Consider the following 24,705-nt stretch of genomic DNA (forward strand, 5'->3'; position numbering starts at 1 on the left):
AATTTAGTGTTGTTCGTAAGGGACTCCTTAATATCATTATCTAATAAAGTGTCAATTTTGAAAGGTTTTTGTAAGGAAAATCGATGTTGCTTTTTTATTTTCTTTATTATAATTGAATTATAGTTAATTAGAGAGGATTGTTTTTATGAAAAAATTACTTGTTGTAAGTGTAGGATTTGCCATATGCTTATTAACTGCGTGTTCGCCACAGACATTGCAAACAATTGGTTCAACTAAATATTATGTAAAAATTGTTGATGATGGTGAGAAATATAAAGAATCAGGTTATTCCAGATATAAATATAATATGACGGGTTTTGATGAAAATGGAGAGTTAAAAAGACTCTCTTTTACAGCTGAAAACCAAGTTGAAAAAGAGTCTTATTTAAAAGTTTATTACAAGGAAGATGAAGTGATTACCTATGAAGAGGTAGATGCTGATAACGTCCCTAAAAAGGCACAGGAGTTATTGGAAAGGAAGGGAACTAAAAGTTCTCTTTAACAAAAGACCTAATCTCTGACTATATCAAACTAATATTATTAGATAAAGCTAGTAATATTAGTTCAAAAACACTTCATTTTTGAGACCCATTTTGATTTTGAAACGATTAATTAATGTTCGTTATTACTAAAAGATTTGATTTGAAAACGACTAAGAAATTTCTTTTTTAAAAGAAGTTTCTTTTATTTATTATAGGTTAAAAAGATAATTTATAACTGAAGAAATACTGGATTTTTTAGTATTATAGAGAACGTTAGACTTAAACTCCGGGAACTCATGTTTTAATGAGAGTTGTGTGAAATTCTGGTAGTTATATATTTTAACTTTTAAGTAATTTTAGATATTCATCTCCCCATTCGCAAATACCATAGACTACGTTCTCGAGAGACAAGCCAATACCAGTTAAACGATATTCAACTTTCGGAGGGACTATTGGGTACACAGTTCTTGTAATTATCATATCTTTTTCAAGTTCTTTTAATTGTCTAATCAGCATTCTTTGGTTAATATCTGGTAATTTTTTTTGTAACTCACTTAACCTAAGTACTTCTGATTGTAATAAGTGGTAAATAATAGGGATTTTCCATCTACCGCCAATTACCGATAAAGCTAAATCTTTAGAAGTGTAAAACAATTTATTATTATATTCTATTAACATAGACTACTCCTTAGTGACAAATATGTCAGTATTGTATTAATTATGACATTGTATCATACTGGCGATACAATACTTAGGAGGTAATAACTTATGGAATTACAACTCGCAATTGATTTATTAAATAAAGAGGAAGCTACAGAACTTGCGAATAAAGTTAAAGATTATGTAGATATCGTAGAAATTGGTACACCAATCGTTATTAATGAAGGTTTACCAGCGGTTCAACATTTAAATGATAATATAGAAGGCGTAAAAGTACTTGCAGACTTAAAAATTATGGATGCTGCAGACTATGAAGTAAGCCAAGCAGTTAAATTTGGTGCAGACGTAATAACAATTTTAGGTGTTGCTGAAGATGCATCAATTAAAGCAGCAGTTGAAGAAGCACATAAAAGTGGTAAAGAACTGTTAGTAGATATGATTGCAGTACAAGATTTAGAAAAACGTGCTAAAGAATTAGACGATTTAGGCGCAGACTATATCGCTGTGCATACTGGTTATGACTTACAAGCTGAAGGTCAATCACCTTTAGAAAGTTTGCGTAAAGTTAAATCAGTTATTTCTAATTCTAAAGTAGCTGTTATTGGTGGTATTAAACCAGATACAATTAAAGAAGTTGTAGCAGAAGAACCAGACTTGGTTGTAGTTGGTGGCGGTATTGCTAACGCAGACGATCCAGTTGAAGCTGCTAAACAATGTAGAGATGCGATTGAAGGCAGATAATATGACTGAAATTACAAAATATCGCTTAATATTAGATGAATTAGACCATACACTATCACACGTTAAAGATAGTGAAGCAAAAACGTTTTTAACACAAGTGGTTGAAGCGAATCAAATATTTGTTGCAGGTAAAGGTCGCTCTGGCTTTGTAGCAAATAGTTTTGCAATGCGTTTAAATCAATTAGGCAAATATGCGCATGTTGTGGGTGAGTCTACGACGCCGTCTATTACTGAAAATGATTTGTTTGTTATTATCTCTGGGTCAGGTTCGACAGAGCATTTAAGGTTATTAGCAGATAAAGCTAAAGCTGTAGGTGCAGAAGTTGTATTATTATCGACAAACCCGGCTTCAGTGATAGGTGAACTTGCAAATGCAGTTATTGAATTACCGGCAGGGACGAAATATGATGCTGAAGGTTCAGTACAACCACTAGGTAGCCTATTTGAACAAGCATCACAAGTGTTTTTAGATAGTATTGTTTTAGACTTAATGACTGAGTTAAAAGTTGATGAAGAAGCAATGCAACAAAACCATGCAAATTTGGAATAACCAAATATAAGTGTTAATAAAAGTAAAAAGAGAGAGGAAACTAAATTTAAGTTTCCTCTCTCTTTTTATTTCTACATATTAAAATTAATTTAAATGTTTAATAGTTTTAATATTAATTACAATATTAAGATGAATAGTTATTAAAGTGAAACGTTGAGTTAGTTTATTACCATTTAGTCACGCTAATTTTAGAATTTTTCATTGTTTCTACAAAAGACTTAAAACGAATTGAAAATAGATCTATATTTCATATATATAGGTAAAGTTAAATTATAGCTCATTGAGTTCTTTAAAGATTAAATAAATACTCATAAGTATTAAGACGAATTTGAGTAAATTAGATAATTTTGCTGAATCAATATTACGATTAATTCTCACACCAAATTTTGTCCCTATGTAACTAGCAATAATTAATACAACACTATAGTCCCAAAATACATGTTCTTGAATAGTATGACCGATAGAACTCGCTAAACTAGAAGTGAAAATAAACCAATGAAAACCAGTGCTAAAGAGGAAATGCCAATGGTTGTTTGTATTGTAATACCTGTAAGTATGTCGGAATTTGCACGTATAAAAACAGGCTTTGGTACAATAATTATACCTCCACCAACTCCAATTAACGAGCCAATGTTGGAGGATATTGATCCTATTATAATCAATACTATAATAGCTATAGTTCCACACCTTCCATTAAATAAGGACTTATTGTTATTTTAAATTATTTTTATATTCGGCTATTTTATTTATTTTATCTGTTTCGTTTGGTTCAAAATACCAAATACCGTCCGACTCTACTAAATTTTCTCCGTCAATTGACATTTTTTCCATTGATTGTGTAGCGTCTTTATAATTTGAATATAATGATTTTAAATCTCCTACATTAAGATTAGTTGTAACATTATTTTCACTTATTTTGAGTATTTTGTTTAATTTAAATATACTTGAAGACTCACTAGCAGATTTAGCTAGTGTATCAATAACTTGGCGTTGCCTTTCGGCACGCCCTTCATCTCCGCCAGCACCGTCTTCTTTGCGACTCCTTACATAATTTAATGCATTTTCTCCGTCAAGCTTTACTTTTTCTCCTTCTTTAAAACTTGATCCATTATAACTGAAAGTAGCATTGCTCGTTACAGTCACGCCGTCAAAGATATCAATCATTTTTTCAAATCCATCCATATCAACGGTGATATAAGCATCTATAGGCACATCAAGGTTTTGTCTAAGTGTGTTCATTGCTGTTTTCGGGCCACCATATGCATATGCATGAGCAATTTTCTCATTGCCGGCAACGCCCGGAATCTCACTACTCATATCTCTAGGGATTGAAATAAGTTTTGTTTTTTTCTTTTCAGGGTTAATAGATGCAATTAATAAAGTATCTGTTCGTTGACCCATATTTTCTTCTGCACGTTCAATATCTGAATCCACCCCGAAAATCGCAATAGAAATTGGTTTTTTAGATTTTATTTTCGCATGGGCTGCTTTCGATTCTTCACCTGACTTCTGTGAATCATGTATAGATTGATTTAAATGGATTAATTTATACGTGAAAAAACCGATGACAATAATTAAAAGAATAAGTATAGTAATTACGATTTTACCTTTTTTCGTTAGTTTCATAATGTAACTCCTTCTCTTCGGCTAGTCTCAAACTTAATAACATAATTGTTAATACAATTAGACTGCCTATCGTGTCAGAAAAATAATGTGCGTTAACATAAACTCTCGATATCATCATCGTAATAATTAAGACGATTCCAACGATTTTTGTCCATTTATTTTTTGTAATTAAAATAAGCAAAGTTACTAATAGACTTACACTTAACACATGCATACTTGGAAAACTATAGCCATCAAATTCTAAGGAAGGTCTTGAACGCCCAATTGTATATTTCATAATTGTCCCAATTAAAAAAACACTGAAACTCCAAAATCCGTATAATAAAAATTGATCTTTGTTTTTAAAAAACAGAATAGTTAGAAGAAACAATACTAATAATAAGCAATTAAATGGAGAAAAAACATTAGATATAAAATGTAGCGTTTGTACAACCGTACCGCTAGGTAGATATTGATTTAAAAACTGGTGTACATAATAATCTATTTTGAACATAAAACCATTGATAATCGATAACATAAGTAGAACGAGACTTGAATATAATAATGTGGAGAAATAAATTTTATTCATTTATATCGCTCTTCTTTCTTAATTTCTCTTATAACCGCTAGCATAATGCCTAAAGCGATACTAATGCTTATCATAGATGATCCTCCATAACTTAATAACGGCAATGTTACGCCTGTTAATGGTATCAATCCTGATACACCACCTAAGTTTATAAATACTTGCATAAATAAGTAACTCACTACACCCACACAAATAAGTTTGTAGAAATGATTGTTGGTTTTATTAGCATATGTAAAACCTTTAAATATTATAAAACCATACATAATTAATATGAATATCACACCTATGAGTCCCAACTCTTCAGAAATAACTGTGAATATAAAATCCGTATGCGGTTCAGGTAAATAACCTAATTTTAAAATTCCGTTTCCTAATCCACGGCCAAAAATACCTCCGTTACTGATTGATACCAGCGCATTAGTAAGTTGATAACCATCATCATTTTCATATTTAAAAGGATCTAAAACCACTTTTATACGTTTCATCCTATATAGATTTTTAGAATCAAAAACTAAAGTATAAATTATGTATAATACTGTTGGTATTGATGTAATAGCTAAAATTTGAACTTTTATTTTATTTTTAATATCAGAATACATTAAAATTGAAGCAATAATTGCAACAGTTAATAACATTCCTCCTAAATCTCCTTGCATTAATACAAGTACTAAACCTACGCCTAAAATTCCTAGTGGCGGAACTAAATTTTTTAATTTATAATCTCGCTTGTTTGTTAAGCGTTTATCTATAATAAAAGCAAGATAAAAAATAGCTACTAATTTTAAGAATTCTGATGACTGCACACTAAATAATCCTAGGTTAATCCAATTCCTCGAACCATTAACTTCTTTACCAATTAAAAGTGTTAGTAACAGTAGTGCTATCGTGCCTATAACCATAAACTTTTGGACGCTAATACTTTTTAATGCATTAATATTAAAATACATACTAATAAATAGCATTAAGATAAAACCCAGAACGGAAAAAAGATACTGTCTTTTCATAAAGAAATTAGCTTCTATTGGTACGCCACCAGTTAAAGCTCCTTTTGAAGCTGAAACCATGCTGGCACTGTAAATCATTATTACACCTATAGCGCTTAATATTACAAAAATAAATAGAATACTTAAATCTAAATGTTTAATACGCATTTTAATTTTTTTAATTGCCTTTAACATTATCTTAATCCTTTCTTAAAATTATGTTTACAATTGTCACATAATTTTTATGTGTTGACAAATAATTTTAGGTTGACCTAAAATATATTGGTTTTTTAGAGTCAAGTAGCTTCAAGATATCAAATAAAGTACAACTTATTGGATTACTATCTTTTATAAATAATCTGTCATTTCTCAAAAATAAGTATTAAGTTTTCCCGTAACTACTTTTTAAGAGATTCTGCAACTATGGCTTTTAAATTATATGTCAATAGGAAAATGTAGCGTCTAATATAATAGTATTTTAGATATTAAAGCATTTGAATCAAAACAAAAGTGTATTTTTAGAGCCTACCCTAACCAAACACTTGAATGGGCTTGTAAAATGCAGTTTCTAATTGTATGATTAGGGTGTGTGAGAAAGGGTGAAAAATTTGATAGTTGGTTATGCAAGAGTTTCAACCATTGATCAGAATTTAGATAGACAAATTGAAAATTTAGAAGCATTTGGTGCTGAAAGAATATTCACAGAAAAACAATCGGGCAAATCGATTGAAAATAGACTTGTTTTTCAAGAAGTATTAAGTTTTGTACGCATGGGAGATCGTTTAGTTGTAGAATCCATCGACCGATTAGGTAGAAATTATGATGAAATTATTCAAACAGTTAACTATTTAAAAGAAAAAGAAGTCCAATTAATGATTACAAGCTTGCCCATGATGAATGAAGCAATTGGTAATCCATTATTAGATAAATTCATGAAGGATTTAATCATTCAAATTTTAGCAATGATTTCAGAGCAAGAAAGAAATGAAAGCAAGCGTAGGCAAGCACAAGGAATTAAGGTAGCGAAAGAAAAAGGCGTCTATAAAGGCAGACCTGTACTTTATTCACCAAACGCCAAAGATCCTCAAAAACGTTTAGTCTATCATCGCGTTATAGAAATGCTAGAACAAGGCGTTTCAATTAGTAAAATTGCTAAAGAAGTAGATATTACCAGACAAACTGTATACAGAATTAAAGGTAGTAGAGGATAAATATTATGTAATCTCATTAATATATTTATCTTCTTATTCCTTTCAAAAATAAAAAGGGGGATATTTTATGAATAATATTTATGATGACTCAGCATTTTTTGAAGGATATAAGAATAAGAGGAATAGCCATTTAAGTTATAATGAGGTAGTGGAAATGCCTGAAATTAAACGCTTAATGCCTGACTTATTTGGAACGAAAATACTTGATGTTGGGTGTGGAATGGGAAATCTTATAACCTACATGTTAACGTATAATCCAAACCATATAACAGGTATCGAACAATCAAAAAACATGATAGATGAAAGTCGTAAGAAATTTAAATATAAACCTGTGACATTATACCATGAGGATTTTATGACACTTAATATAGATGAAACCTTTGATGTCATAGTGTCTTCACTAGTATTTCATTACATAGAAGACTTTGAAAAATGTTGTCAAAAATTATACCAATTACTAAAAAGTGAAGGAACCCTTGTATTTACTATGGAGCACCCAATCCAAACAGCTACTATGGATTCAGAAGTTAAAAAAGAAGATGAAAATGGAATTTATTTGCGAATGGAACGTTACTTTGATGAATCTATTCGTTCTGCTAACTGGATAGGAAAAGACGTTTTCAAATACCATCATACTATTGAAACTATTTTCAATAGTTTAATAAATAGTGGCTTTGAAATTGAATGTGTTAAGGACCTTGGACAATCAGAAGAAGTATTTAAATATTATGATGAAGTTCGTATTAATACGTTAAAACAGTTTCCTCCATTTATATTAGTTAAAGCAATAAAGAAATAAATGTGCACATATTTTCTTTATTAAGACAAAATTTGATTATAAAACTATTAAAAGACTCCTTATTGAAATAAGAAGTCTCTTTTAACATGGTTTCTGATAAACATTAGTTATGCTAATCGAGCATATTTTTTAGAAAGTTATTTAATAATAATGAAGGTTAAGTAATATAAGTTGAGAAAAAGTTTAATAATGTTAAAGTATATTTGAATAATGTTCAATTATATGGTAATTTATATTCAAGGAGTGAATATATTGAAAAACAATGATATTCCTAAATGGATGGTGAACTTAGAAAAAGAAGATTTTGAATTTGTTAAAAATTTTGTTGTTAATTCTGGATCACTAAAAGCACTAGCTAAATATTATGAAGTGTCATATCCAACTGTTCGAAATAGATTAAATAGTGTGATAGAAAGAATAGAATCTGCAAAAGACAATGAAGAGAGTTCATTAGTTAATTATGTAAAAAAGCTGGCTATCGAGGAAAAATTAGATTTGAATGACGCTAAACAATTATTAGAAATATATAGTCATGAAAAGGAGATTGAGTGAATTTGAGTAATTTATTAACATTTGCACCAGCTATTTTATATGCCGTATTATTTGCTATACAGTATTTTTTATCTAAGACAGGAAATAAGATAATAGGTGGAATTGTACCTGTATTATTTATAGTAGCATTAGTATTTTTATATACAACGGGTAAATTAGGATTAAATATTGGGGGAACTCTTATTTTTGGTGTAATAGGTTTATTATTCTTATTAGGTCAGTGGAGTAGTGCTCAAAAAGATAATAAAAAGGAAGAACAAAAAGAATTAGATAAAATGATAAGCAAAGATTTAAAGTGAATTTTAAGATAATTCTATCGCCTTTAACAAAAAGTGGTGGAGTTATGTTTTGTATTAATCATCAACAGGATTCGTTTTTGGCACAAAACCTCTTAACTTAATATTAAGAGGTTTTTCTTAGATATTCGAGTCTATAAACTTGTGTTATAATCAATGTATCATAAATGTCAAAAATAATGAGTTTTTAGACGATGAGAGACGCGTTTATTTGCATCGAGAATTAGATTTCGTTAATAAGTACCCATAAAACGATTAAAAGAGGTGATATTCAAATGGCTAAAATTGGTTATGCACGCGTATCAACACAAGATCAAAGTCTTAATGGACAGATTGATACACTTGAAGAATATGGTTGTGAACGTATCTTTAGAGAGAAAGCGAGTGGTCTTAAAATCAAAAGAACAGAACTTGATAAGTGTTTAGATTATTTACGTGAAGGAGATATACTAGTTATATATAAACTAGATCGTCTTGGACGTACAACAAAACAATTAATTGAGTTATCACAGTAGTTAGATGAAAACAGCATTGATTTACATATTATAGATATGAATGTATCGACTAAAGATGCGATGGGCAAGATGTTCTTTACAATGATGAGTGCATTTGCGGAACTTGAAGCTAACTTATTAAGTGAACGTACGAAGAAAGGTTTAGAAGCAGCACGAGCAAGAGGGCGAAAAGGCGGAAGACCTTCATTACCTGATCATAAGAAAAGAGAGATTAAATTCTTATACGATGAACAAAAACTTACGGGTGAAGAGATTGCTAAACAAACAGGAGTGAGTCGTTCTACTGTATATAGAATAATAAAAATGAAGTAGTAAAAACAAATAATCACAGGAAGAAAACTAATGAAAGGAGAATCTCTAATTTGAAGACTCTCCTTTCATTAGTTTTTATAACCTATATTATAATTTAACGAGAATTTTTGCTTGTGATTTATCGTTTACAAGTTGTTCAAATCCTGACTCTACAATATCATTTAACTCAATTTCATCAGTAACGACGTCTTTTACTTTTAAATTACCTTCGTTAATTAAGTCTATTGTTTGTTGAAATGTAGTAGGTGTATAAGCAATCGTCGAAGTAAGTTTTACACCTGTATTCGTTAATTGCATTGGATTCCATTCAATAGGATGGCCGAATATAGAAACTATAACAACAATACCTCTTGCTTTAGTAACATCTATTGCAGATTTAAGTGTTGGCGCTACACCAGCTACCTCAAATGCTACATCAACGCCATTATCAGTGTATTTACTAATAATATCACTTGGGTTTGATTCACCAGAGTTTATCGTATGAGTAGCACCTACTACTTTAGCTTTATTAAGTCGCTCTTCCGATAAATCGAAAACAAATATTTTGCTAGCACCAGCTGCTTTAGCTGCTATAGTTGTTAATAAACCGATTGGTCCTGCACCAAAAATAGCAACAGTATCACCAAATAGAACTTCGCCTTCTTTAATTGCTTGAACTGCAACAGCCGTCGGTTCTACAAGGGCACCTTCTTTATCAGAAACATTATATGGTAATTTATAAACATTCTCTTCTGGGGCGTTTGTAAATTCTGCAAATCCGCCATCAGAACCTAAGCCTATAAATGAATAACCATCATAAAGATCAATATTTTCTTCTTTTTCACGATTTGAAACTGTAGGATTAATGACAACACGATCGCCTTTATTAAATTTTGTAACCTTAGAGCCAATATCATCTACTACGCCTGCAAATTCGTGGCCTAATGTAACAGGTGCTTTTTGGCCAAGGAACGGGTCTGGTTTGTCTGTTGAAATAAATATAGGGCCTTCTAAGTATTCATGTAAATCTGTGCCACAAATGCCAGCCCAAGACACTTTAACTTTAACCTCATTATCTTGTAACTCTTTAGATTTTCGATCTTCAACTCGTACATCCTTTTGACCATACCAAACTGCTGCTTTCATTGATAAAACCTCCTTGTTTTAGTTAATTTAATAGTATGCCTTTTAAAAGTTACTTTCAAATAAACTAACCTTAGATATGTTTTTTCTGATAATGGATAAATTATTATCCCACGAATACTTAAATATATTTGAAATATGTATGGTTTTATACTATTCTTGATTCTATTTATAGCTAGTTTATTAACTAATATATACACGCATAAGAAAGAAGAAGCATAACATATGTTATGCTTCTTCTTTCTTATGCGTGTATATTGTTACAAACAATCACTGGTAACAGTCCTTCTACTATCCTAAACTTATTATTAAGAATAACAAGTACCATTACTATTTCAATGCATTTAAAATTGCATTATTAAATTTATCGAGATCATCTGGCGTTCTACTAGTAATTAAATTTCCATCAATTACTACTGGCTGTTCTAAAATTTTTGCCCCCGCATTTTCTAAATCCTTTCTAACTGAAATAAAACTTGTAAGTTCTTTTCCTTTAATTAAATCAGTATCTATTAGTAGCTGCGGACCATGACAGATAGCAAAAGAAGGTTTGTCTTCTTCTAAAAAGTGTTTAGTAAATAAACCGAATTTACCTTTTTCATCAGAACGTAATAAATCTGGAGAAAATCCTCCAGGTAACAGTATGCCGTCAAATTCTGAAGGAATCGCGTCTTCAATACTTTGATCAACTTTATATTCCGTACCATGCTTACCTGTTATAATTTGTTTGTTATCCTCACTGATAATTGTTAAAGTATGCCCTTCATTTTTCAAAGCTTCCTCAGGACTAGTTAATTCAATATCCTCAAATTGATCAGTAACCAATACAGCTATATTCGCCATAATATCTCTCCTTTATCTTGTTTATATACATAATTTTACAGTTACTAGAGTATAAAATAAATAACGCACAATTTTGTGCGCTATTCCTGTTTTTCTGAAATATTATATTTAGGTGTTAATTTTAACTCTTCTATTCGACGCTCTCCCCAATCATACATTGTATCGATAATAAACATTAAGCTTTCACCTATTGAAGTCAAAGCATAAAAGGTATATTGGCGGTGGTTTATTGTTTCATTATACCTATAAATAACTCCATCTTCCTCCAATTCTCTCAACTGCTTAGTCAATATACGATGTGTAATCTTAGGTAATAAACGCATTAACTCATTGAAATGATAAGCACCTTCATGTCCTAAATGGTATAAAATAACTATTTTCCATTTTCCACTGATAATTGAAAGTGTATATTCTTTTGAACAACTATAATCTCCATTTTCTAGCCTTTGTTTTACATCCTCTCTTATATTCATATCTCTCATTGTTTATCCCTCTTTTCTCCATGATTATATAAATAAATGCCCCAGTTATATAATTCTTCTACTAATGGTTTTAGAGATTTTCCTAATTCAGTTAGTCTATAATCTACTTTAGGTGGCATAACTGGATAAATGGTACGTGTAATAAGTCCATCTTTTTCCAATTCTTTTAGCTGATTGATTAATACACGTTGATGTGCGTTTGGAATAGCTTTTTCAATTTGGTTTAAGCGTAATGGTTCTTCTCGTAATAACTCCCATACAATCATAAGTTTCCATTTCCCACCAATAATATTTAATGCAAGTTCTTTTTCGCAATTAAAACTTTGATTTTTAAATTCTATCAATTTATTCAACCCTTTCACAATTTATACTGTTAAATTAATCAGTATATCAATTTGCACTCTGTATTTACTAAATGTTACGTAAAGATTATATTATAACAAAAGGAGGTCATTATATGAATAAATTATTTATAAATGGTCAATTTGTAGAAAGTAATTCTACAAATCAATTAGAAGTTATTAACCCAGTTACAGAGGAAATAATCAATACAGTTACTTTAGCAAATGAAAATGATACTAAAAAAGCAATCAATGGTGCTAAAGAGGCACAATTGAAATGGGAACAGGTTAATATTGTAAAAAGAGCTAAAATTGTTCAAGATTTAGCTGAGCAATTAGAAAAAAATAAGAATGAATTGGCTGAAATTTATGTTGAAGAACAAGGTAAACCACTATATGCAGCCATAGGTGAAATAGAGAAATCTATTGAGTATATTAATTACATGTGTAGTTTAGCTAGAAAAAATAATGGAGAAGTTTTACAAAGTGAAGTAGAAAACGAGACAATTATATTAACTAAAAAACCTGTAGGTAATACTGCTGGTATCATTCCTTGGAATGCACCTATTTTTGTTTTAATGCGAAAACTTATTCCAGCTTTAGTTACTGGTTGTTCTATTGTTATAAAACCAAGTGAGGAGACACCATTTGGCGCGTTTAAAATTGCTGAATATATCCAAAAGACTCACATTCCAAATGGTTTAGTCCAAATCATAACAGGAACAGGTTCAGAAGTTGGTAACTTATTATCACAAAGTGAAGACATTGAGCTCATCTCAATTACAGGTAGTACTGGTGCCGGTAAATCAGTTATGGCAAGTGCAGCAAATAATGTAAAAGGCGTGAACTTGGAACTTGGCGGTAAAGCGCCTGCGATTGTTACAAAGAATGCCGATATTGAAAAAGCAGCTAGTTATATTGTACAAGCAAGAATTAATAACAGCGGCCAAGTATGTACATGCCCGGAACGTATCTATGTAGCAAAAGATATCTTTGATGAATTTATAACACTCGTTAAAGACAAAATGAATAAAGTTCAGCCTGGAGATCCCTATGATAAAGATACGACAATGGGTCCTATTATTAATCACAAACAATTAGACTCAATAAACGAAAAAGTACAAATTGCAGTAGCTGAAGGTGCCACGATAGAATTAGGTGGACACATCTTAGATAGAAAAGGATTTTTCTACGAACCAACAATTTTAACCAACCTTTCCAAAGATTCTATAGTTATGAAAGAAGAAATTTTTGGCCCTGTACTTCCAATCGTAAGTTTTGAAAACTTTGAAGAAATATTAGATGAAGCAAACAATTCTGATTATGGCCTTTCTTCTTATATTTTTACAGAAAATCTAAAAGAAGCGATGTTAGCAAGTGAAAGACTAAAATTCGGCGAAGTTTATGTTAACTGTGAAGCCGAAGAAGCTATTGTTGGTTATCATGCAGGATGGCGTCAATCAGGACTTGGTGGTGCAGATGGTGTGAATGGTTTTGAAGAATATTTAAATACAACCGTAACCTATATTCGTTATGAGTAGGTTAGGAGATTCATTAGTATGATAACTACAGTTATAGATCAATGTTTAATACTATTAATATTCCTCGTCATTGGTTTTCTATGTAGCAGAAAAAATTGGATTCATAAAAAACATATGAGCAGTTTATCGAATTTATTAACTAATATTGTATTACCAGCAGCTATATTAACTAGCTTTAACGTTAATATAGCTGCTTATAATTTGAATTTCTTTGTTATAATCATTTGTATCAGCTTATTCTTAGTAGCTTTTCCCTTTCTTCTTTCTAAATTGCTTGTTTCCTTCACGCACATGGAACTAGCACTGAAAAAGGTATGGATTGGTTGTTGCACATACTCAAATATACTATTTATAGGGATTCCTATTATAGGTACACTATATGATGAAAAAGGCTTATTTATACTTGTCATTTACAATACAATATCTAATTTATTTTTATTTACATTAGGTATAAGATTATATAAAAATGATGTTAACTTTAAATCTATAGGCCCATCACTATTAAGCCCTGCACTTTTAGCTTCTTTTTTAGGCATCTTACTATTGATATTAGATGTTTCATTACCTAAAACATTAACTACTGCACTGGATGAATTGGGGAGTATGACTGCTCCTTTATCTATGATTATTACAGGTGCTTTGTTTGGGTTAATCAATATTAAGAAATTTATGGTCTCCAAAAATATCTATATTTTTTGTTTTGTACGTCTTATCGTGATACCTGGGCTTGTATTTGTAATTTTAAATACGTTTATAACAGATAAAGTTATTTTAGGTGTGATGGTACTTTCTGCAGGGATGCCTGCCGGGGCTACCAATACATCCTTAGCAACGATATATTCTGATAAGGGGCCTGAAACTTCTCAATATGTGGTTATGTCTTCGATACTATGCATCATAACATTACCTATTTTAATGTATGTATTGTCATTGTAAATTTCTCACTTTGCATTCCTCTATACTATGATGTTATAATGCAATTAACAAAGATTATCAGGCATGTATGCACCAAATCCCCTTACTATGGCCGTAGTAAGGGGATTTTTTGGTGTGGCTAGTCGCCTATTCGTCATTACGCTTGCGTAGCCAATGCGCAAATAGCGCAACGAGACAACCACTTGCTGCTGTGGTCATGATGTTTACAAAGATTTCAGACATCGCGTATGCACCTCCTCTCTACGTCAACTTGACGCCTGAGAGATAGGCGACTCCACTATTATACCATCTGTATCTTTTGAAGCATATCTACTTCCGATAAGTTGAACTATGTTAAATAGAAATTAAACTACCTTTATTAAAATCTTTATTCTATACATCAATTCTTACATCTTATCTTTCACAATTGTTTCTACGTGGCTGATTTGTTAACCAAAATTTGTATACAGTAAGCTTATAGATTGTATACTCCGGCCAATTAATATGTACACTTATAAAATAGATATCACGTAACCTACCACAGCCAAACATTATACACTATAGATATATAAATCATTTTTATGAACATTGACTTTATGTTGGGTATTTGAGCATATTATATAACGATATACATAGATTTTGGGCTATAAAGAAAGAGTGTCCAGAAACGATCTATTGCTAACTGATCAGAAATCTCACATAACTCTTGGGTGTTTTATTTTCTTTATATAAGTCTTCATACTTTTCATTCCTAATTTAGTATTGTCCTTATTTTTCTTATAATAAAAGAATTTAAGTAACAATAAAATAATTGTTCAACTATTATATGCTTTATTAATTATTACCTTATGCTGTCTAATTGATAGAAAATATATGATTGTCAATATTAGTAAAAGTATTGATATGACAATAAAGAGTATGGATACATTATTTATATTAAATAGGCCTACTGCTATAGAGCCTAACGCCATACCTATATATCTAATAAAGTTAAATGCGCCTAAAGCGGCTCCTTTTTTATCAGGAAATTCAGATGATAAATTTGTAGATATAAGAGCAGGTATTATACCTACAATTAGTCCAATTAAGAATATATTAATTGATAATATATAAATATTAGTTTGGTTTAGAATACTAAATAGTATTAATAAAATTGGGAATGTAATTATAGTTAATTTGAATACAACAGAATTAGAAACATTTTTAGCTAATTTCTTATAAGTTAAGCTACCTAATATAATGCTAACGGTAATTGGTAAAAATATAAAACCTATTAAAGCAGTTGATATATCATATATTCTTGTTAATAGAATAGGTAAGTATACTATTAATGCAAAATAGGTGAAGAAAATTAAAAAGCCAAAAGAGATCATAATATTATAAGATTTCGATTTAAAGAAAGTCATATATTTTACGGAAGATTTCGATTTCTTATATCTATTTACCTCAGGAACTTCTATAAATGTTAAAACTATGAGTAAAATAATTGAGACAGTCGTTAATACCAAGAAAATCCCTTTATAACCATAATCATTACCTATTAATCCACCAAGTATAGGTGCTAAGGCTGGTGCACAAGATAGCATTATTTGATAATTAGCCATTATGGATGATCGATTATCGTTAGATGAAACATCTGCAAGTAATGTAATAACTATTAATGGAATCATTCCACATCCTATAGCTTGAAAAAGACGGAATATTGCGAAAATAATAAATGTGTTTGTGATAGCACAAACTATACTTCCTAATAATGTAATACCAATTGCTATTAGTAACATATTTTTTAGATTTTTCGAATCAATATACTTTCCTAGAATAATTTGCATTATTGCTACTATAAAAATAAATCCACCTACAGTGAAGTTAACCCATAGCAAAGAGACATTAAAGTCACTTTGCAATTGGGGAATGATAGGTGTATATATATTTTGTATTAAAGAAGCAAAAAACGCCATAAACCCGAATACAATAAGCATTGTACGTTTTACTTTGTCATTGTTTAACATGGTATCTCTCCTTTAATCCTCTTTAAGACTTTTTGTTACTTTATTTAAAAACTTTATAACTACTTCTAATTCTTCTTCTTCAAAATCATTTAATATTTCATTGTATTTATTGGTCGCACGATTATGTAATTCTTCGTGGACATTTGCAAACACTGCTCCTGTAGAAGTTAGTTTGTAGTATTTCTCTTTTCTGTTTTCTTCAAGATACGTTTCTTCGACTAGGTTAAGATCTAATAACTTACGCATAGATTTTGAAATGGCAGGCGCAGAGATTTTTAAATCCTGTACTAATAATTTATTATTCACTTTTTCTTTTTTATCTATTATTTCTATTATATGGAATTGTGTTAAAGACAAATCAATCTTATTCTCACTTTTCTTATAAATTCTTTTTTTATTACTGTTTTCTCTTTCAACTATAAATTTTTCAAGAGATTTGATAACTTCATATTTTTTACTCAAGGTGAAAACTCCTTTTTTATTTTTGTTAACCGGTTAACAATATTGAATAATAATTTCCCCTTTTTGTCAACTAGTTAATAATAACATTGATAAAAATAAAAAGCTTTGTTAACCTGTTAATTGTTAACTGATTAATTATTTTTAGGTTAACAATTAACAGGTTAACTTTTGGGAGGGGAAATTTTGGACTCTGTTATTAAAGAATTTGAAGTAAAGTTTTTAACAAGTAATTGCGAAGCAATTTATACGAGCGGGGAACATATAACTATAGGTATCAGTCCTTTTACAAGTAAGTATAATCGAGACTACATAAATAAAGTTATAAAGTGGGCAAATGATAATTTTAGTAATATGACTATACTGTTAGCGGGAAAAGAATCTACTAATATTTTAGAGTGTTTAGGAACACCAGAGGTAAAAGCTAAACGTAAAGTTCGTAAAGAGCTTAATAGACAGAAAAGATTTTGCGAAGAAGCTTTGATGTCAGTTGGAAATTATGCATGTGAAATATATACATTTTCAGATTTTCAGAATGATGAAAATTATCAAGAGGTTTTTGAACAGGTTTGTAATAACTATTTAAATGATTTAGATTTCAAAAATAATTGTTTGAAAATGTCAAAACAAGCATTAGAAAGCAAGGCGAAAAACATGGGGATCTCAGTTGAAAATATCACACGCTCAGATTTAGAACATGCATCACAATATGTACTAGCTGAACTTCCTTTTTTCTTGAAATCAAACTCAATATTTAATGTGAGAAAAACAATATTAGCATATCACGACAATTGGGATTTAGGGGAACAAATACAAAACGGTCATTTTGACTTATCAATTGATCAAAATCAAGGGTATGTAATTTTAAATGAAATGGGAGAATAATAATTATGGAAATAAAAAATAATAGTGTATTTAGTAGTGAGTATGAAACTAATCCAATACCAACTTTTGAGGCATTGAGGGAACAATCACCAATTCATTATGATGAAGAAGTAGATGCTTATCTAATTAGTAGATATGAAGATGTAAAATATATATTAAAGAATAACGAATTATTTACAACACAGACATTAGCTACAAGAGCAGAACCAGTTATGAAAGATAGAGTACTCGCTCAAATGAAAGGACATGAGCACAGAGGAAAAAAATCAGCAATATTAAAGGGAATGACAGGGAAGTATTTAGAAAAGCTCATACCAATTATTAAGAAAAGAACAAATAATATAATCGATCAAAACATAAACAATCAAAAAGAATTAGATATAGTAAATGATTTTGGTAAAGTATTTGCTGTACAAAGCTCTATGGATCTTTTAGGTATAAATATAGATGATTCAGAAAAAATAAGAGAATGGCACAATGGTATAGCTAAATTTATCACTTCATTTAATCTATCTGATGAAGAAATGAAACATTCTTTATATTGTAGTGATAAGCTTGAAGAATATTTGATGCCTCTTATTAAAGAGAGACATAATTCAGAAGATGATGACTTAATTTCGCTGTTACACCAATATGGAAATGACGAAAATAAGATTAGTGATTCTGAAATATTAGCATTAACATTAAATATACTATTGGCTGCAACAGAGCCAGTGGATAAGACCTTATCATATTTATTCTATAATTTATCAAATCATCCGAGTCAATTTAAAGCAGTAATTGAAGACAGAACATTAGTTAAAGATGCCATACAAGAGACATTAAGATTCAATTCACCTGTGCAATTAATACCAAGACAGGTCAGAGAAGACACTAAATTAAATGGAGTAATTCTTTATAAAGATGATGTAGTTATTTGTATGATAGGATCAGCTAATCGTGACGAAGAAGCATTTAGTAATCCAAACGAATTCAATATAAATAGAAGATTAGATAAAAATAAACCATTTACTTCTCATTCACAAAACCTTTCATTCGGATCAGGAGTACATACATGTGTAGGTGCAGCTTTATCGATTATCCAATTAGAATTGGTCACAAACATTATATTAGATAGATTAAAGGACATTAAATTAAAAGACAATAATTTAGTAGAAGAGGGAATATATACTAGGGGAGCAAAAGAATTACTGATTAGTTTTAAATAGTGTTATATTTTAAACTTTTCAATAATAAAATTAACGCTTCTTTTTTATAAAATTAGAACACTTAACTAACGGAGTTGAGTGTTTCTTTTTTATCATACAAAATAATCAATGGATCAGCTACACTTAACTAAACAACTTTTATGAGGCAGGTTAGTCTAAAATTAAGAAGCTCCTGAATTCAAATTTCAAATGGCCAACTATTCAAGCATGGAAAATCAAGAAAAGATATTATTCGAGAATATGATTTAACACCTTCTGCTTTGGATAAATGGTTATGACAAATCAGGAAATGGAAGTCATTGTAAGTGATTTGACTGATGTAAAAGTCGGTCAAAAGTGGCATTATATATGCTTATTTATCGATCTATTTAATAAAGAAATCATTGGAATGAGTACAGGAAAAAAGAAAAACTCTAGCCTTGTTTTAAGTATTTTATCAACGATTAATTACAGGTTAAATAATGTAACAATGCTTCATACTGAATTTGGAAAAGAATTTGATAATCAATGCATCGAAGATGCTTTGACAGATTTTAGTATAGAACGATCATTAAGTTTAAAAGGTTGTCCTTATGACAATACGATAGCAGAAGCAACGTTTAAAGCTGTAAAAACAGAATTTATTTATCAAAATCATTTTAGAACATTATTTGAACTTGAATTAAAATTCTGTGATTATATAAATTGGTATAATCATCATAGAATTCATGGTTCTTTAAATTATCAATCACCTATTCATTTTAAGCTAAGTACCACATGAAGATTGTCCAGTTTACTGTTGACATAGCAATACCAAAAAAGTAACTGTCATAGCGTTCCCCATTTTAATCTTCTAATAATGACTTTATAGCATCCCTAATCTCTTCTTTTAACTTTTCATCATTCTTATAACCATTTAAATTGATATATTCCGCATCGTTTTGCACGTACTGTAAAAAGTCTTTAAATGTATTTACATAACCCGCATATCGATAATATTGTTCTTCTAAGTTCTCAAAATCTTCTTTTGAAACTTCATATTGACCATAACCTGCCATAAGTTTCATTTTAAGATCTTCGTTTTCTTTTTCAAGTGCATCAATGCGCTCATCGGCAGGATATACAACCGTCGGTTTAATCCGATTACCTAACGCAGTAAGTCGTGTATATGCCGTTGGATTTAAATTTCTTATTTCTGCAAGTTGCTTTACTTTTTCATACTCGTCTTCAGTTAAATTGATATTGATTGTTTTAGCTTTTTTATGATTTTGATCTGTCATTGGTATCCCCCCATAACTAAGTAAACACTCAAAAAATAGATGCTATTTTAATTGAGTGATTGCTTAGTTATTATTTTAACATATGAGGGGATATTTGATGAATAATTACTAAATATAAATACCGTTTATATAATTAGTAATTACTCATATTTAATGCGCACATTTTTGCGCATTGGACTAAGCAAATACTCATGAGTATTTGCTATTTTTTCACAGAAAAAATCACAGGGGGCTTGGGGGATTCATCCACCAACAAGCAGGGTATCTAGGCACAAAGTGGCTAGCATTCCCAATGCTTGCCAAACCTCTGAAACGATGTGAGAAAGATTGTATTATGTTATAATACAATCAACGGAACAACGTGTCTTTCGTTAGAAAGCGAGGTGGGATTATGAGCGAACGTAAAACAATGATTGAAGGTAACGAAGCTGTCGGGAAAAACCAAATCCCCGACCGCAAGGCACCGAAACAAATTAGTTTTCGTGTGAGCGAATCCGAATATTCAAAGTTACAGGCTTCGGCTGAAACTTTGAATATGAGTGTGCCTTTGTTTGTTAAAAACAAAGCACAAGGGGCTCGATTAGTGGCGCCCAAATTAGACAAAGTCACGCGCCAATCGATGGCCAAAGATATGGGTAAGTTGGGTAGCAACTTAAACCAAATCGCGAAAGCTTTAAATACGTATGGCGAACGCGCAAATATGGAACAAATGCAACAAGATATCGCCATCATGCGTGAGGAGTTGAATCATATATGGCAACAACTAAAATAAGTGCTACGAAATCAACATCACGAGCCCTTAACTATGCAGAAAAACGCGCTGAGGAAAAAAGTGGTTTAAATTGCGACATCGATTATGCGAAAAGTGCGTTTAAAGCTTCTCGCGAAGTTTACGGTAAAACAGACGGCAACCAAGGTCATGTGATTATCCAGTCATTCAAACCAGGAGAAGTGACCCCTGAAAAGTGTAATGCACTCGGTTTAGAACTAGCCGAAAAAATAGCGCCTGATCATCAAGTGGCGATTTATACGCATAGTGATACCGATCATGTACATAATCATATCGTGATTAATGCCATCAACTTAGAAACAGGGAAAAAATTCAATAATAATAAACAAGCACTTAAAGACGTCAGACAAGCAAATGATGTGGTATGCCGACATCATGGTTTATCCATCCCCAACAACCAAGCAGAGATGCGCTACACCCAAGCTGAACAAAATCTCATAGATAAAGGGAAATTATCATGGAAAAATGATATCCGATTAGCCGTTGATGAAACACAAGCGACAGATATGGAAAGTTTTCAAGAACAATTACGTCCGAAAGGCATCATTGTTGAACGTGTGACGGATAAAACCATCACTTATAGACATATAGAAGCAGATAAAAAAGTACGTGGCAGCAAACTAGGAGATTTTTATGACAAAGGAGGCATTTCACATGGCTTTGAAGCCGAGAAACAACGTAGAAGAAGAAAATACGAATCAAAATCAACAACTCCTGAACGAACTCCAAAAGATCAATCACCGCATAGACAACCTAGAACAACGCTTAACTGGTCAGCTTTCGACCAATCAACCCAAACCCTCTTCAATGAACGAAAACGTCGTGAACGAACTGAAAGAGCAGAACGCGAAGCTCGGGAACAGGATGATCGAGCTCGAGCAGCAAGAGCAAAACAGATCGAATCAGAACCAACAATTAGTAAGCGAACTAAAGGCTTCGACCTCGAACTTTAAAAACTACTTAGATAAAACAGAAACCAAAGTGATTAAAATTTCCAATCAAATGTTATCTAAAATTGATACCAAACATATAACTGAGGATGTCGCAAAGGCGTTTAGACAAGAAAAATACGAGATGTATGAAGACCTCAAAGGGATTCGAATGGCTAACCGAGAACAGCATGAAGCATTGAACAACAGTTTAAAAGAAAATCAAAAGTTGAATAGCACGTTTAAATCGAGTATTAAAAGTATGACACATGGTATAGGCGCCCTATACTTCGTTATTTTATTAATGGCCTTAGTTTCCATTGTGACCGGTCCGATTGGACACGTTTTAGGTATTGATAGCATGTATAGTGCCTTGCATCATACGATTACACATACACAATCAGCATGGGGCTACTTATGGTACATCGCTTATATCGTCCCTTATCTACTCTTTGTTTTAATTTTATTGTGTTGTTTAAGTCTTTTAAGACTATTTGAAAGATAAAATATAACGTAAAGTATTTATAATTAGCTATTCATTATGTTATTTTATAAGTAACAAGTGAAGTATGGTTCGCTATATGGAATCCCCCGCTACTTTCCAGAGTAAAGTGGGGGTTTTTATTTATTTCTTTCGCGTATAAAGAAACACACTGTCATATCAACAATAATATGACATTTAATATCTTTGAGTTATTTCTATATAGTATCAAGACAAGAAGAAACTCGTTTCACTCGTTCCAAAAACAAACAAAAAAGAGGTCCCTTATGTTTAATATCCAAGATCCAAATTATGCTAAAAGAACCATAAAAATATTCATATTCACAACAACCATTTTCTTAATCACTTTAATTCTAGCAATTATTTTTAGCCCATCACTCGAAACTCTTAAAAATATGACAGACGGACAACACGGAACCATTTCTAAAACAAATGGTTTAATAAAGGTTTGGCAATACATTCTAAACAACGGTTTTAAAGTGCCGTTTCAAATGCTGATACTTTCTTTAATTCCAATCCCATTTTTATACTTTTTAAATTTATTATCTACAACAATAATTACCGGAATAGTATTTGGTTTTGCAATCAATTTTGATTTAAATAAAGGCCTCACCATGGTTTTATCTTCAGCACCACATACAATAATCGAAATATTTGCAATGTGCTTTGTTATCAGTGGTTTATATAAATTAAATAAAACAATCATTAGAAAAATAAGTAATCTTTTTAGAAAAACTAAAAAACAAAACTTTTCATTTAAGTTAGCTTTCAGCAATTTACTTAAAATATATTTTCTAATCGCTTTACCTTTATACATACTCGCAGCATTTTTAGAGACATACCTCACAGATTTTATATATAACTTATTTACCTAAATTCAACGTTGCTTTATTGTCTATACCAATCTATTGCTCTTTTCTCTATTTTTTTCACGTATTTATCTTTGCCATTTACATAGGATTTTATATCTTCAGGATAATTCTTGGCTAATTTATTTTTTAATTCCCCATACTCTTTCGCGATTTCTTTATGAGATTTTAGATATTCTTTAAATGCTAAATGACGTTCTATTTCTGTTTTATTTTTATAGTCAAATACATGTAAGTGGTGAGTTCTTTTTATTTTTCCTTTTCTAAAAAATCTTCTTCTAGGAATACCATTTTCCCCTAAATTTTCGTATCCGAGGTCATTCAATTTTTTATTAAATTCATCAACTTTTTCTATATTTTTCACTACTACCATGATATCTATTATGGGTTTTGCTTTTAATCCTTGGATTGATGTACTGCCTATGTGATGAATATGAATTATTTCGTCGTTAAAAATAGTTTTTAATTTTTTTGCTTCGTTATTAAAATTTTCTTGCCAATTTGGTTGATAATCTTTAACTTCTACTCTCATTTTAGCCTTCCTTTTTTGTTTTTTGAAACGAGTGTAAACGAGTTTCTAAAAACCCAAATACACCCAACTTTATAAATATGGATTTCCGTATTTTTCACAATATTTATAAAAACCAAACCTATTCATAAATATTGTCTTTTCAATACTTTTATCAGAATCAAAATCAATCTCTCTTAAAATTGATTCAGTAAATTCAAATGATGCTGTACCATTTGCTGTTATAAGCATATTATCAACAACACTTTGCTTTTCTAAAAACTCATTCTCAGGTTTATATTTTTTATAATTTTGCCAAATATAAACCGAATTACCAGTATGTTTATATTTGTTTAAAAAACCATTTCTAGCTAAATAATCAACTGCTCCACATATAGCACCAATTACTATATTTTTATTAAATGCTTCCTCAACAAATTTTAAAAGGTTCTCAGAATCATTATCCCAAGAATTACCTCCAATCATAACTAACAGATCATAATCTTTAGGTTCATCGCCAATAATATAATCTACCAAAACAGAAAAACCACCTAAAGAAGATACATTTTCTTCAACAGAAATAGTACTTACAGACCAATTATCATCTTGATTTAAAATTGAAGATAAATATGCTCCTTCCCAATCTGCAAATTCATCTAGTAAAAGAAATAAAGCTTTTTTCAAAATTAAAAACCCCTTTTATTTTTAGATTACTAAACCTAATTGATTTATTCCAATTGCTTTATTG

31 protein-coding genes and 1 pseudogene are annotated in these 24,705 nt (G+C 30.6%); 17 read left to right on the forward strand and 15 right to left on the reverse strand.

The window, feature by feature from the left end:
• Positions 1–145 precede the first annotated feature (145 nt).
• A complete protein-coding gene (locus AST02_RS00070) occupies positions 146–502 on the forward strand; it encodes a YxeA family protein (RefSeq protein WP_069814756.1) in 357 nt (118 codons plus the stop codon).
• Between the two features lie 319 nt (positions 503–821).
• On the opposite strand, the gene AST02_RS00075 is transcribed toward AST02_RS00070, so the two are convergent.
• Positions 822–1,160, reverse strand: coding sequence for a winged helix-turn-helix transcriptional regulator (locus AST02_RS00075; protein ID WP_069814758.1), 339 nt, complete (start codon positions 1,158–1,160; stop codon positions 822–824).
• 90 nt (positions 1,161–1,250) lie between these two features.
• Here AST02_RS00075 and hxlA point away from each other — a divergent pair, with 90 nt between their 5' ends.
• Both hxlA and hxlB read left to right on the forward strand, forming a co-directional pair.
• Entirely contained in the window at positions 1,251–1,883 is a 633-nt protein-coding gene (hxlA, locus tag AST02_RS00080) for a 3-hexulose-6-phosphate synthase (RefSeq protein ID WP_069814760.1), read from the forward strand.
• 1 nt (position 1,884) lies between these two features.
• Positions 1,885–2,433, forward strand: coding sequence for a 6-phospho-3-hexuloisomerase (gene hxlB, locus AST02_RS00085; protein WP_069814762.1), 549 nt, complete (start codon positions 1,885–1,887; stop codon positions 2,431–2,433).
• Between the two features lie 270 nt (positions 2,434–2,703).
• Here hxlB and AST02_RS14465 read toward each other — a convergent pair whose 3' ends face one another.
• From AST02_RS14465 to AST02_RS00105, 4 genes are read right to left on the reverse strand one after another with little or no spacing between them, the layout of a single operon-like run.
• A complete protein-coding gene (locus tag AST02_RS14465) occupies positions 2,704–3,120 on the reverse strand; it encodes a sulfite exporter TauE/SafE family protein (protein ID WP_370736925.1) in 417 nt (138 codons plus the stop codon).
• A 24-nt stretch (positions 3,121–3,144) separates the two neighbouring features.
• The gene (locus tag AST02_RS00095) at positions 3,145–4,059 is read right to left on the reverse strand and encodes an LCP family protein (RefSeq protein ID WP_069814767.1); all 915 of its coding nucleotides are present in this window, start codon (positions 4,057–4,059) and stop codon (positions 3,145–3,147) included.
• Positions 4,037–4,627: a phosphatase PAP2 family protein gene (locus AST02_RS00100; protein ID WP_069814769.1), complete on the reverse strand. Its 591-nt coding sequence runs from the start codon at positions 4,625–4,627 to the stop codon at positions 4,037–4,039. The genes AST02_RS00095 and AST02_RS00100 overlap by 23 nt, the downstream gene beginning before the upstream one ends.
• Positions 4,624–5,805 (reverse strand): FtsW/RodA/SpoVE family cell cycle protein, encoded by a 1,182-nt coding sequence (locus tag AST02_RS00105; protein ID WP_069814771.1) that lies wholly within the window; start codon positions 5,803–5,805, stop codon positions 4,624–4,626. Before AST02_RS00105 ends, AST02_RS00100 begins: the two co-directional genes overlap by 4 nt.
• A 413-nt stretch (positions 5,806–6,218) precedes the next feature.
• Here AST02_RS00105 and AST02_RS00110 point away from each other — a divergent pair, with 413 nt between their 5' ends.
• The 5 genes and pseudogenes from AST02_RS00110 to AST02_RS00130 all read left to right on the forward strand — a co-directional run bounded on the left by AST02_RS00110 (position 6,219) and on the right by AST02_RS00130 (position 9,295).
• A complete protein-coding gene (locus AST02_RS00110) occupies positions 6,219–6,821 on the forward strand; it encodes a recombinase family protein (protein ID WP_064206671.1) in 603 nt (200 codons plus the stop codon).
• Positions 6,822–6,888: 67 nt separating this feature from the next.
• Complete coding sequence (locus AST02_RS00115; protein ID WP_064206653.1) at positions 6,889–7,620, forward strand: class I SAM-dependent DNA methyltransferase; 732 nt, start codon at positions 6,889–6,891, stop codon at positions 7,618–7,620.
• 243 nt (positions 7,621–7,863) lie between these two features.
• On the forward strand, positions 7,864–8,172 hold the full coding sequence (locus tag AST02_RS00120; RefSeq protein ID WP_370736926.1) for a DUF2089 family protein: 309 nt from the start codon (positions 7,864–7,866) through the stop codon (positions 8,170–8,172).
• 2 nt (positions 8,173–8,174) lie between these two features.
• The gene (locus AST02_RS00125; RefSeq protein WP_069814775.1) at positions 8,175–8,471 is read left to right on the forward strand and encodes a hypothetical protein; all 297 of its coding nucleotides are present in this window, start codon (positions 8,175–8,177) and stop codon (positions 8,469–8,471) included.
• Between the two features lie 272 nt (positions 8,472–8,743).
• Positions 8,744–9,295 (forward strand): annotated as a pseudogene (locus tag AST02_RS00130) (recombinase family protein).
• A gap of 87 nt (positions 9,296–9,382) precedes the next feature.
• Here the strand turns inward: AST02_RS00130 and AST02_RS00135 are convergent.
• The 4 genes from AST02_RS00135 to AST02_RS00150 all read right to left on the reverse strand — a co-directional run bounded on the left by AST02_RS00135 (position 9,383) and on the right by AST02_RS00150 (position 12,086).
• Complete coding sequence (locus AST02_RS00135; RefSeq protein WP_069814777.1) at positions 9,383–10,420, reverse strand: 2,3-butanediol dehydrogenase; 1,038 nt, start codon at positions 10,418–10,420, stop codon at positions 9,383–9,385.
• Positions 10,421–10,747: 327 nt separating this feature from the next.
• Positions 10,748–11,263 carry a type 1 glutamine amidotransferase domain-containing protein gene (locus tag AST02_RS00140; RefSeq protein ID WP_107544336.1) on the reverse strand — a complete coding sequence of 172 codons (516 nt, stop codon included), beginning with the start codon at positions 11,261–11,263 and terminating at the stop codon, positions 10,748–10,750.
• 77 nt (positions 11,264–11,340) lie between these two features.
• Positions 11,341–11,742, reverse strand: a complete 402-nt coding sequence (locus AST02_RS00145) for a winged helix-turn-helix transcriptional regulator (protein ID WP_069814782.1) — start codon at positions 11,740–11,742, stop codon at positions 11,341–11,343.
• On the reverse strand, positions 11,739–12,086 hold the full coding sequence (locus AST02_RS00150; protein WP_069814784.1) for a winged helix-turn-helix transcriptional regulator: 348 nt from the start codon (positions 12,084–12,086) through the stop codon (positions 11,739–11,741). Before AST02_RS00150 ends, AST02_RS00145 begins: the two co-directional genes overlap by 4 nt.
• 113 nt (positions 12,087–12,199) lie before the next feature.
• Here AST02_RS00150 and aldA point away from each other — a divergent pair, with 113 nt between their 5' ends.
• The gene (gene aldA / locus AST02_RS00155; RefSeq protein WP_069814786.1) at positions 12,200–13,624 is read left to right on the forward strand and encodes an aldehyde dehydrogenase; all 1,425 of its coding nucleotides are present in this window, start codon (positions 12,200–12,202) and stop codon (positions 13,622–13,624) included.
• A gap of 18 nt (positions 13,625–13,642) precedes the next feature.
• Positions 13,643–14,560 (forward strand): AEC family transporter, encoded by a 918-nt coding sequence (locus AST02_RS00160; protein ID WP_069814788.1) that lies wholly within the window; start codon positions 13,643–13,645, stop codon positions 14,558–14,560.
• A 126-nt stretch (positions 14,561–14,686) separates the two neighbouring features.
• Here the strand turns inward: AST02_RS00160 and AST02_RS14160 are convergent, their stop codons facing one another.
• The 3 genes from AST02_RS14160 to AST02_RS00170 form a co-directional block, all read right to left on the reverse strand.
• Positions 14,687–14,782 carry a type I toxin-antitoxin system Fst family toxin gene (locus AST02_RS14160; protein WP_014287283.1) on the reverse strand — a complete coding sequence of 32 codons (96 nt, stop codon included), beginning with the start codon at positions 14,780–14,782 and terminating at the stop codon, positions 14,687–14,689.
• 572 nt (positions 14,783–15,354) lie between these two features.
• Positions 15,355–16,548, reverse strand: coding sequence for an MFS transporter (locus AST02_RS00165; RefSeq protein WP_069814790.1), 1,194 nt, complete (start codon positions 16,546–16,548; stop codon positions 15,355–15,357).
• A gap of 12 nt (positions 16,549–16,560) precedes the next feature.
• Positions 16,561–17,010 carry a MarR family winged helix-turn-helix transcriptional regulator gene (locus AST02_RS00170; RefSeq protein WP_069814792.1) on the reverse strand — a complete coding sequence of 150 codons (450 nt, stop codon included), beginning with the start codon at positions 17,008–17,010 and terminating at the stop codon, positions 16,561–16,563.
• 183 nt (positions 17,011–17,193) lie between these two features.
• Between AST02_RS00170 and AST02_RS00175 the strand changes: the two genes are divergently transcribed.
• From AST02_RS00175 to AST02_RS00185, 3 genes are all read left to right on the forward strand, one after another.
• Positions 17,194–17,892, forward strand: coding sequence for a tRNA-dependent cyclodipeptide synthase (locus AST02_RS00175; RefSeq protein WP_226957522.1), 699 nt, complete (start codon positions 17,194–17,196; stop codon positions 17,890–17,892).
• A 5-nt stretch (positions 17,893–17,897) separates the two neighbouring features.
• On the forward strand, positions 17,898–19,100 hold the full coding sequence (locus tag AST02_RS00180; RefSeq protein ID WP_069814796.1) for a cytochrome P450, cyclodipeptide synthase-associated: 1,203 nt from the start codon (positions 17,898–17,900) through the stop codon (positions 19,098–19,100).
• A 274-nt stretch (positions 19,101–19,374) separates the two neighbouring features.
• Positions 19,375–19,860, forward strand: a complete 486-nt coding sequence (locus AST02_RS00185) for an IS3 family transposase (RefSeq protein WP_069814798.1) — start codon at positions 19,375–19,377, stop codon at positions 19,858–19,860.
• 64 nt (positions 19,861–19,924) lie between these two features.
• Here the strand turns inward: AST02_RS00185 and AST02_RS00190 are convergent, their stop codons facing one another.
• On the reverse strand, positions 19,925–20,359 hold the full coding sequence (locus AST02_RS00190) for a plasmid mobilization protein (protein ID WP_069814800.1): 435 nt from the start codon (positions 20,357–20,359) through the stop codon (positions 19,925–19,927).
• A 391-nt stretch (positions 20,360–20,750) separates the two neighbouring features.
• Between AST02_RS00190 and AST02_RS00195 the strand changes: the two genes are divergently transcribed.
• From AST02_RS00195 to AST02_RS00210, 4 genes are all read left to right on the forward strand, one after another.
• A complete protein-coding gene (locus AST02_RS00195) occupies positions 20,751–21,131 on the forward strand; it encodes a plasmid mobilization protein (protein ID WP_069814802.1) in 381 nt (126 codons plus the stop codon).
• Entirely contained in the window at positions 21,113–22,102 is a 990-nt protein-coding gene (locus AST02_RS00200) for a relaxase/mobilization nuclease domain-containing protein (protein WP_069814811.1), read from the forward strand. The genes AST02_RS00195 and AST02_RS00200 overlap by 19 nt, the downstream gene beginning before the upstream one ends.
• A gap of 28 nt (positions 22,103–22,130) precedes the next feature.
• Positions 22,131–22,583: a DUF334 domain-containing protein gene (locus AST02_RS00205; RefSeq protein ID WP_141714579.1), complete on the forward strand. Its 453-nt coding sequence runs from the start codon at positions 22,131–22,133 to the stop codon at positions 22,581–22,583.
• A gap of 263 nt (positions 22,584–22,846) precedes the next feature.
• Positions 22,847–23,455, forward strand: a complete 609-nt coding sequence (locus AST02_RS00210; protein WP_069814815.1) for a stage II sporulation protein M — start codon at positions 22,847–22,849, stop codon at positions 23,453–23,455.
• 13 nt (positions 23,456–23,468) lie between these two features.
• Here the strand turns inward: AST02_RS00210 and AST02_RS00215 are convergent, their stop codons facing one another.
• Positions 23,469–23,981, reverse strand: a complete 513-nt coding sequence (locus tag AST02_RS00215; RefSeq protein WP_069814817.1) for a GrpB family protein — start codon at positions 23,979–23,981, stop codon at positions 23,469–23,471.
• 69 nt (positions 23,982–24,050) lie between these two features.
• Positions 24,051–24,641, reverse strand: a complete 591-nt coding sequence (locus AST02_RS00220; protein ID WP_069814819.1) for a type 1 glutamine amidotransferase family protein — start codon at positions 24,639–24,641, stop codon at positions 24,051–24,053.
• Positions 24,642–24,705: the final 64 nt, after the last annotated feature.

This window comes from Staphylococcus equorum (genome assembly GCF_001747895.1).
Taxonomy (GTDB): domain Bacteria; phylum Bacillota; class Bacilli; order Staphylococcales; family Staphylococcaceae; genus Staphylococcus; species Staphylococcus equorum_A.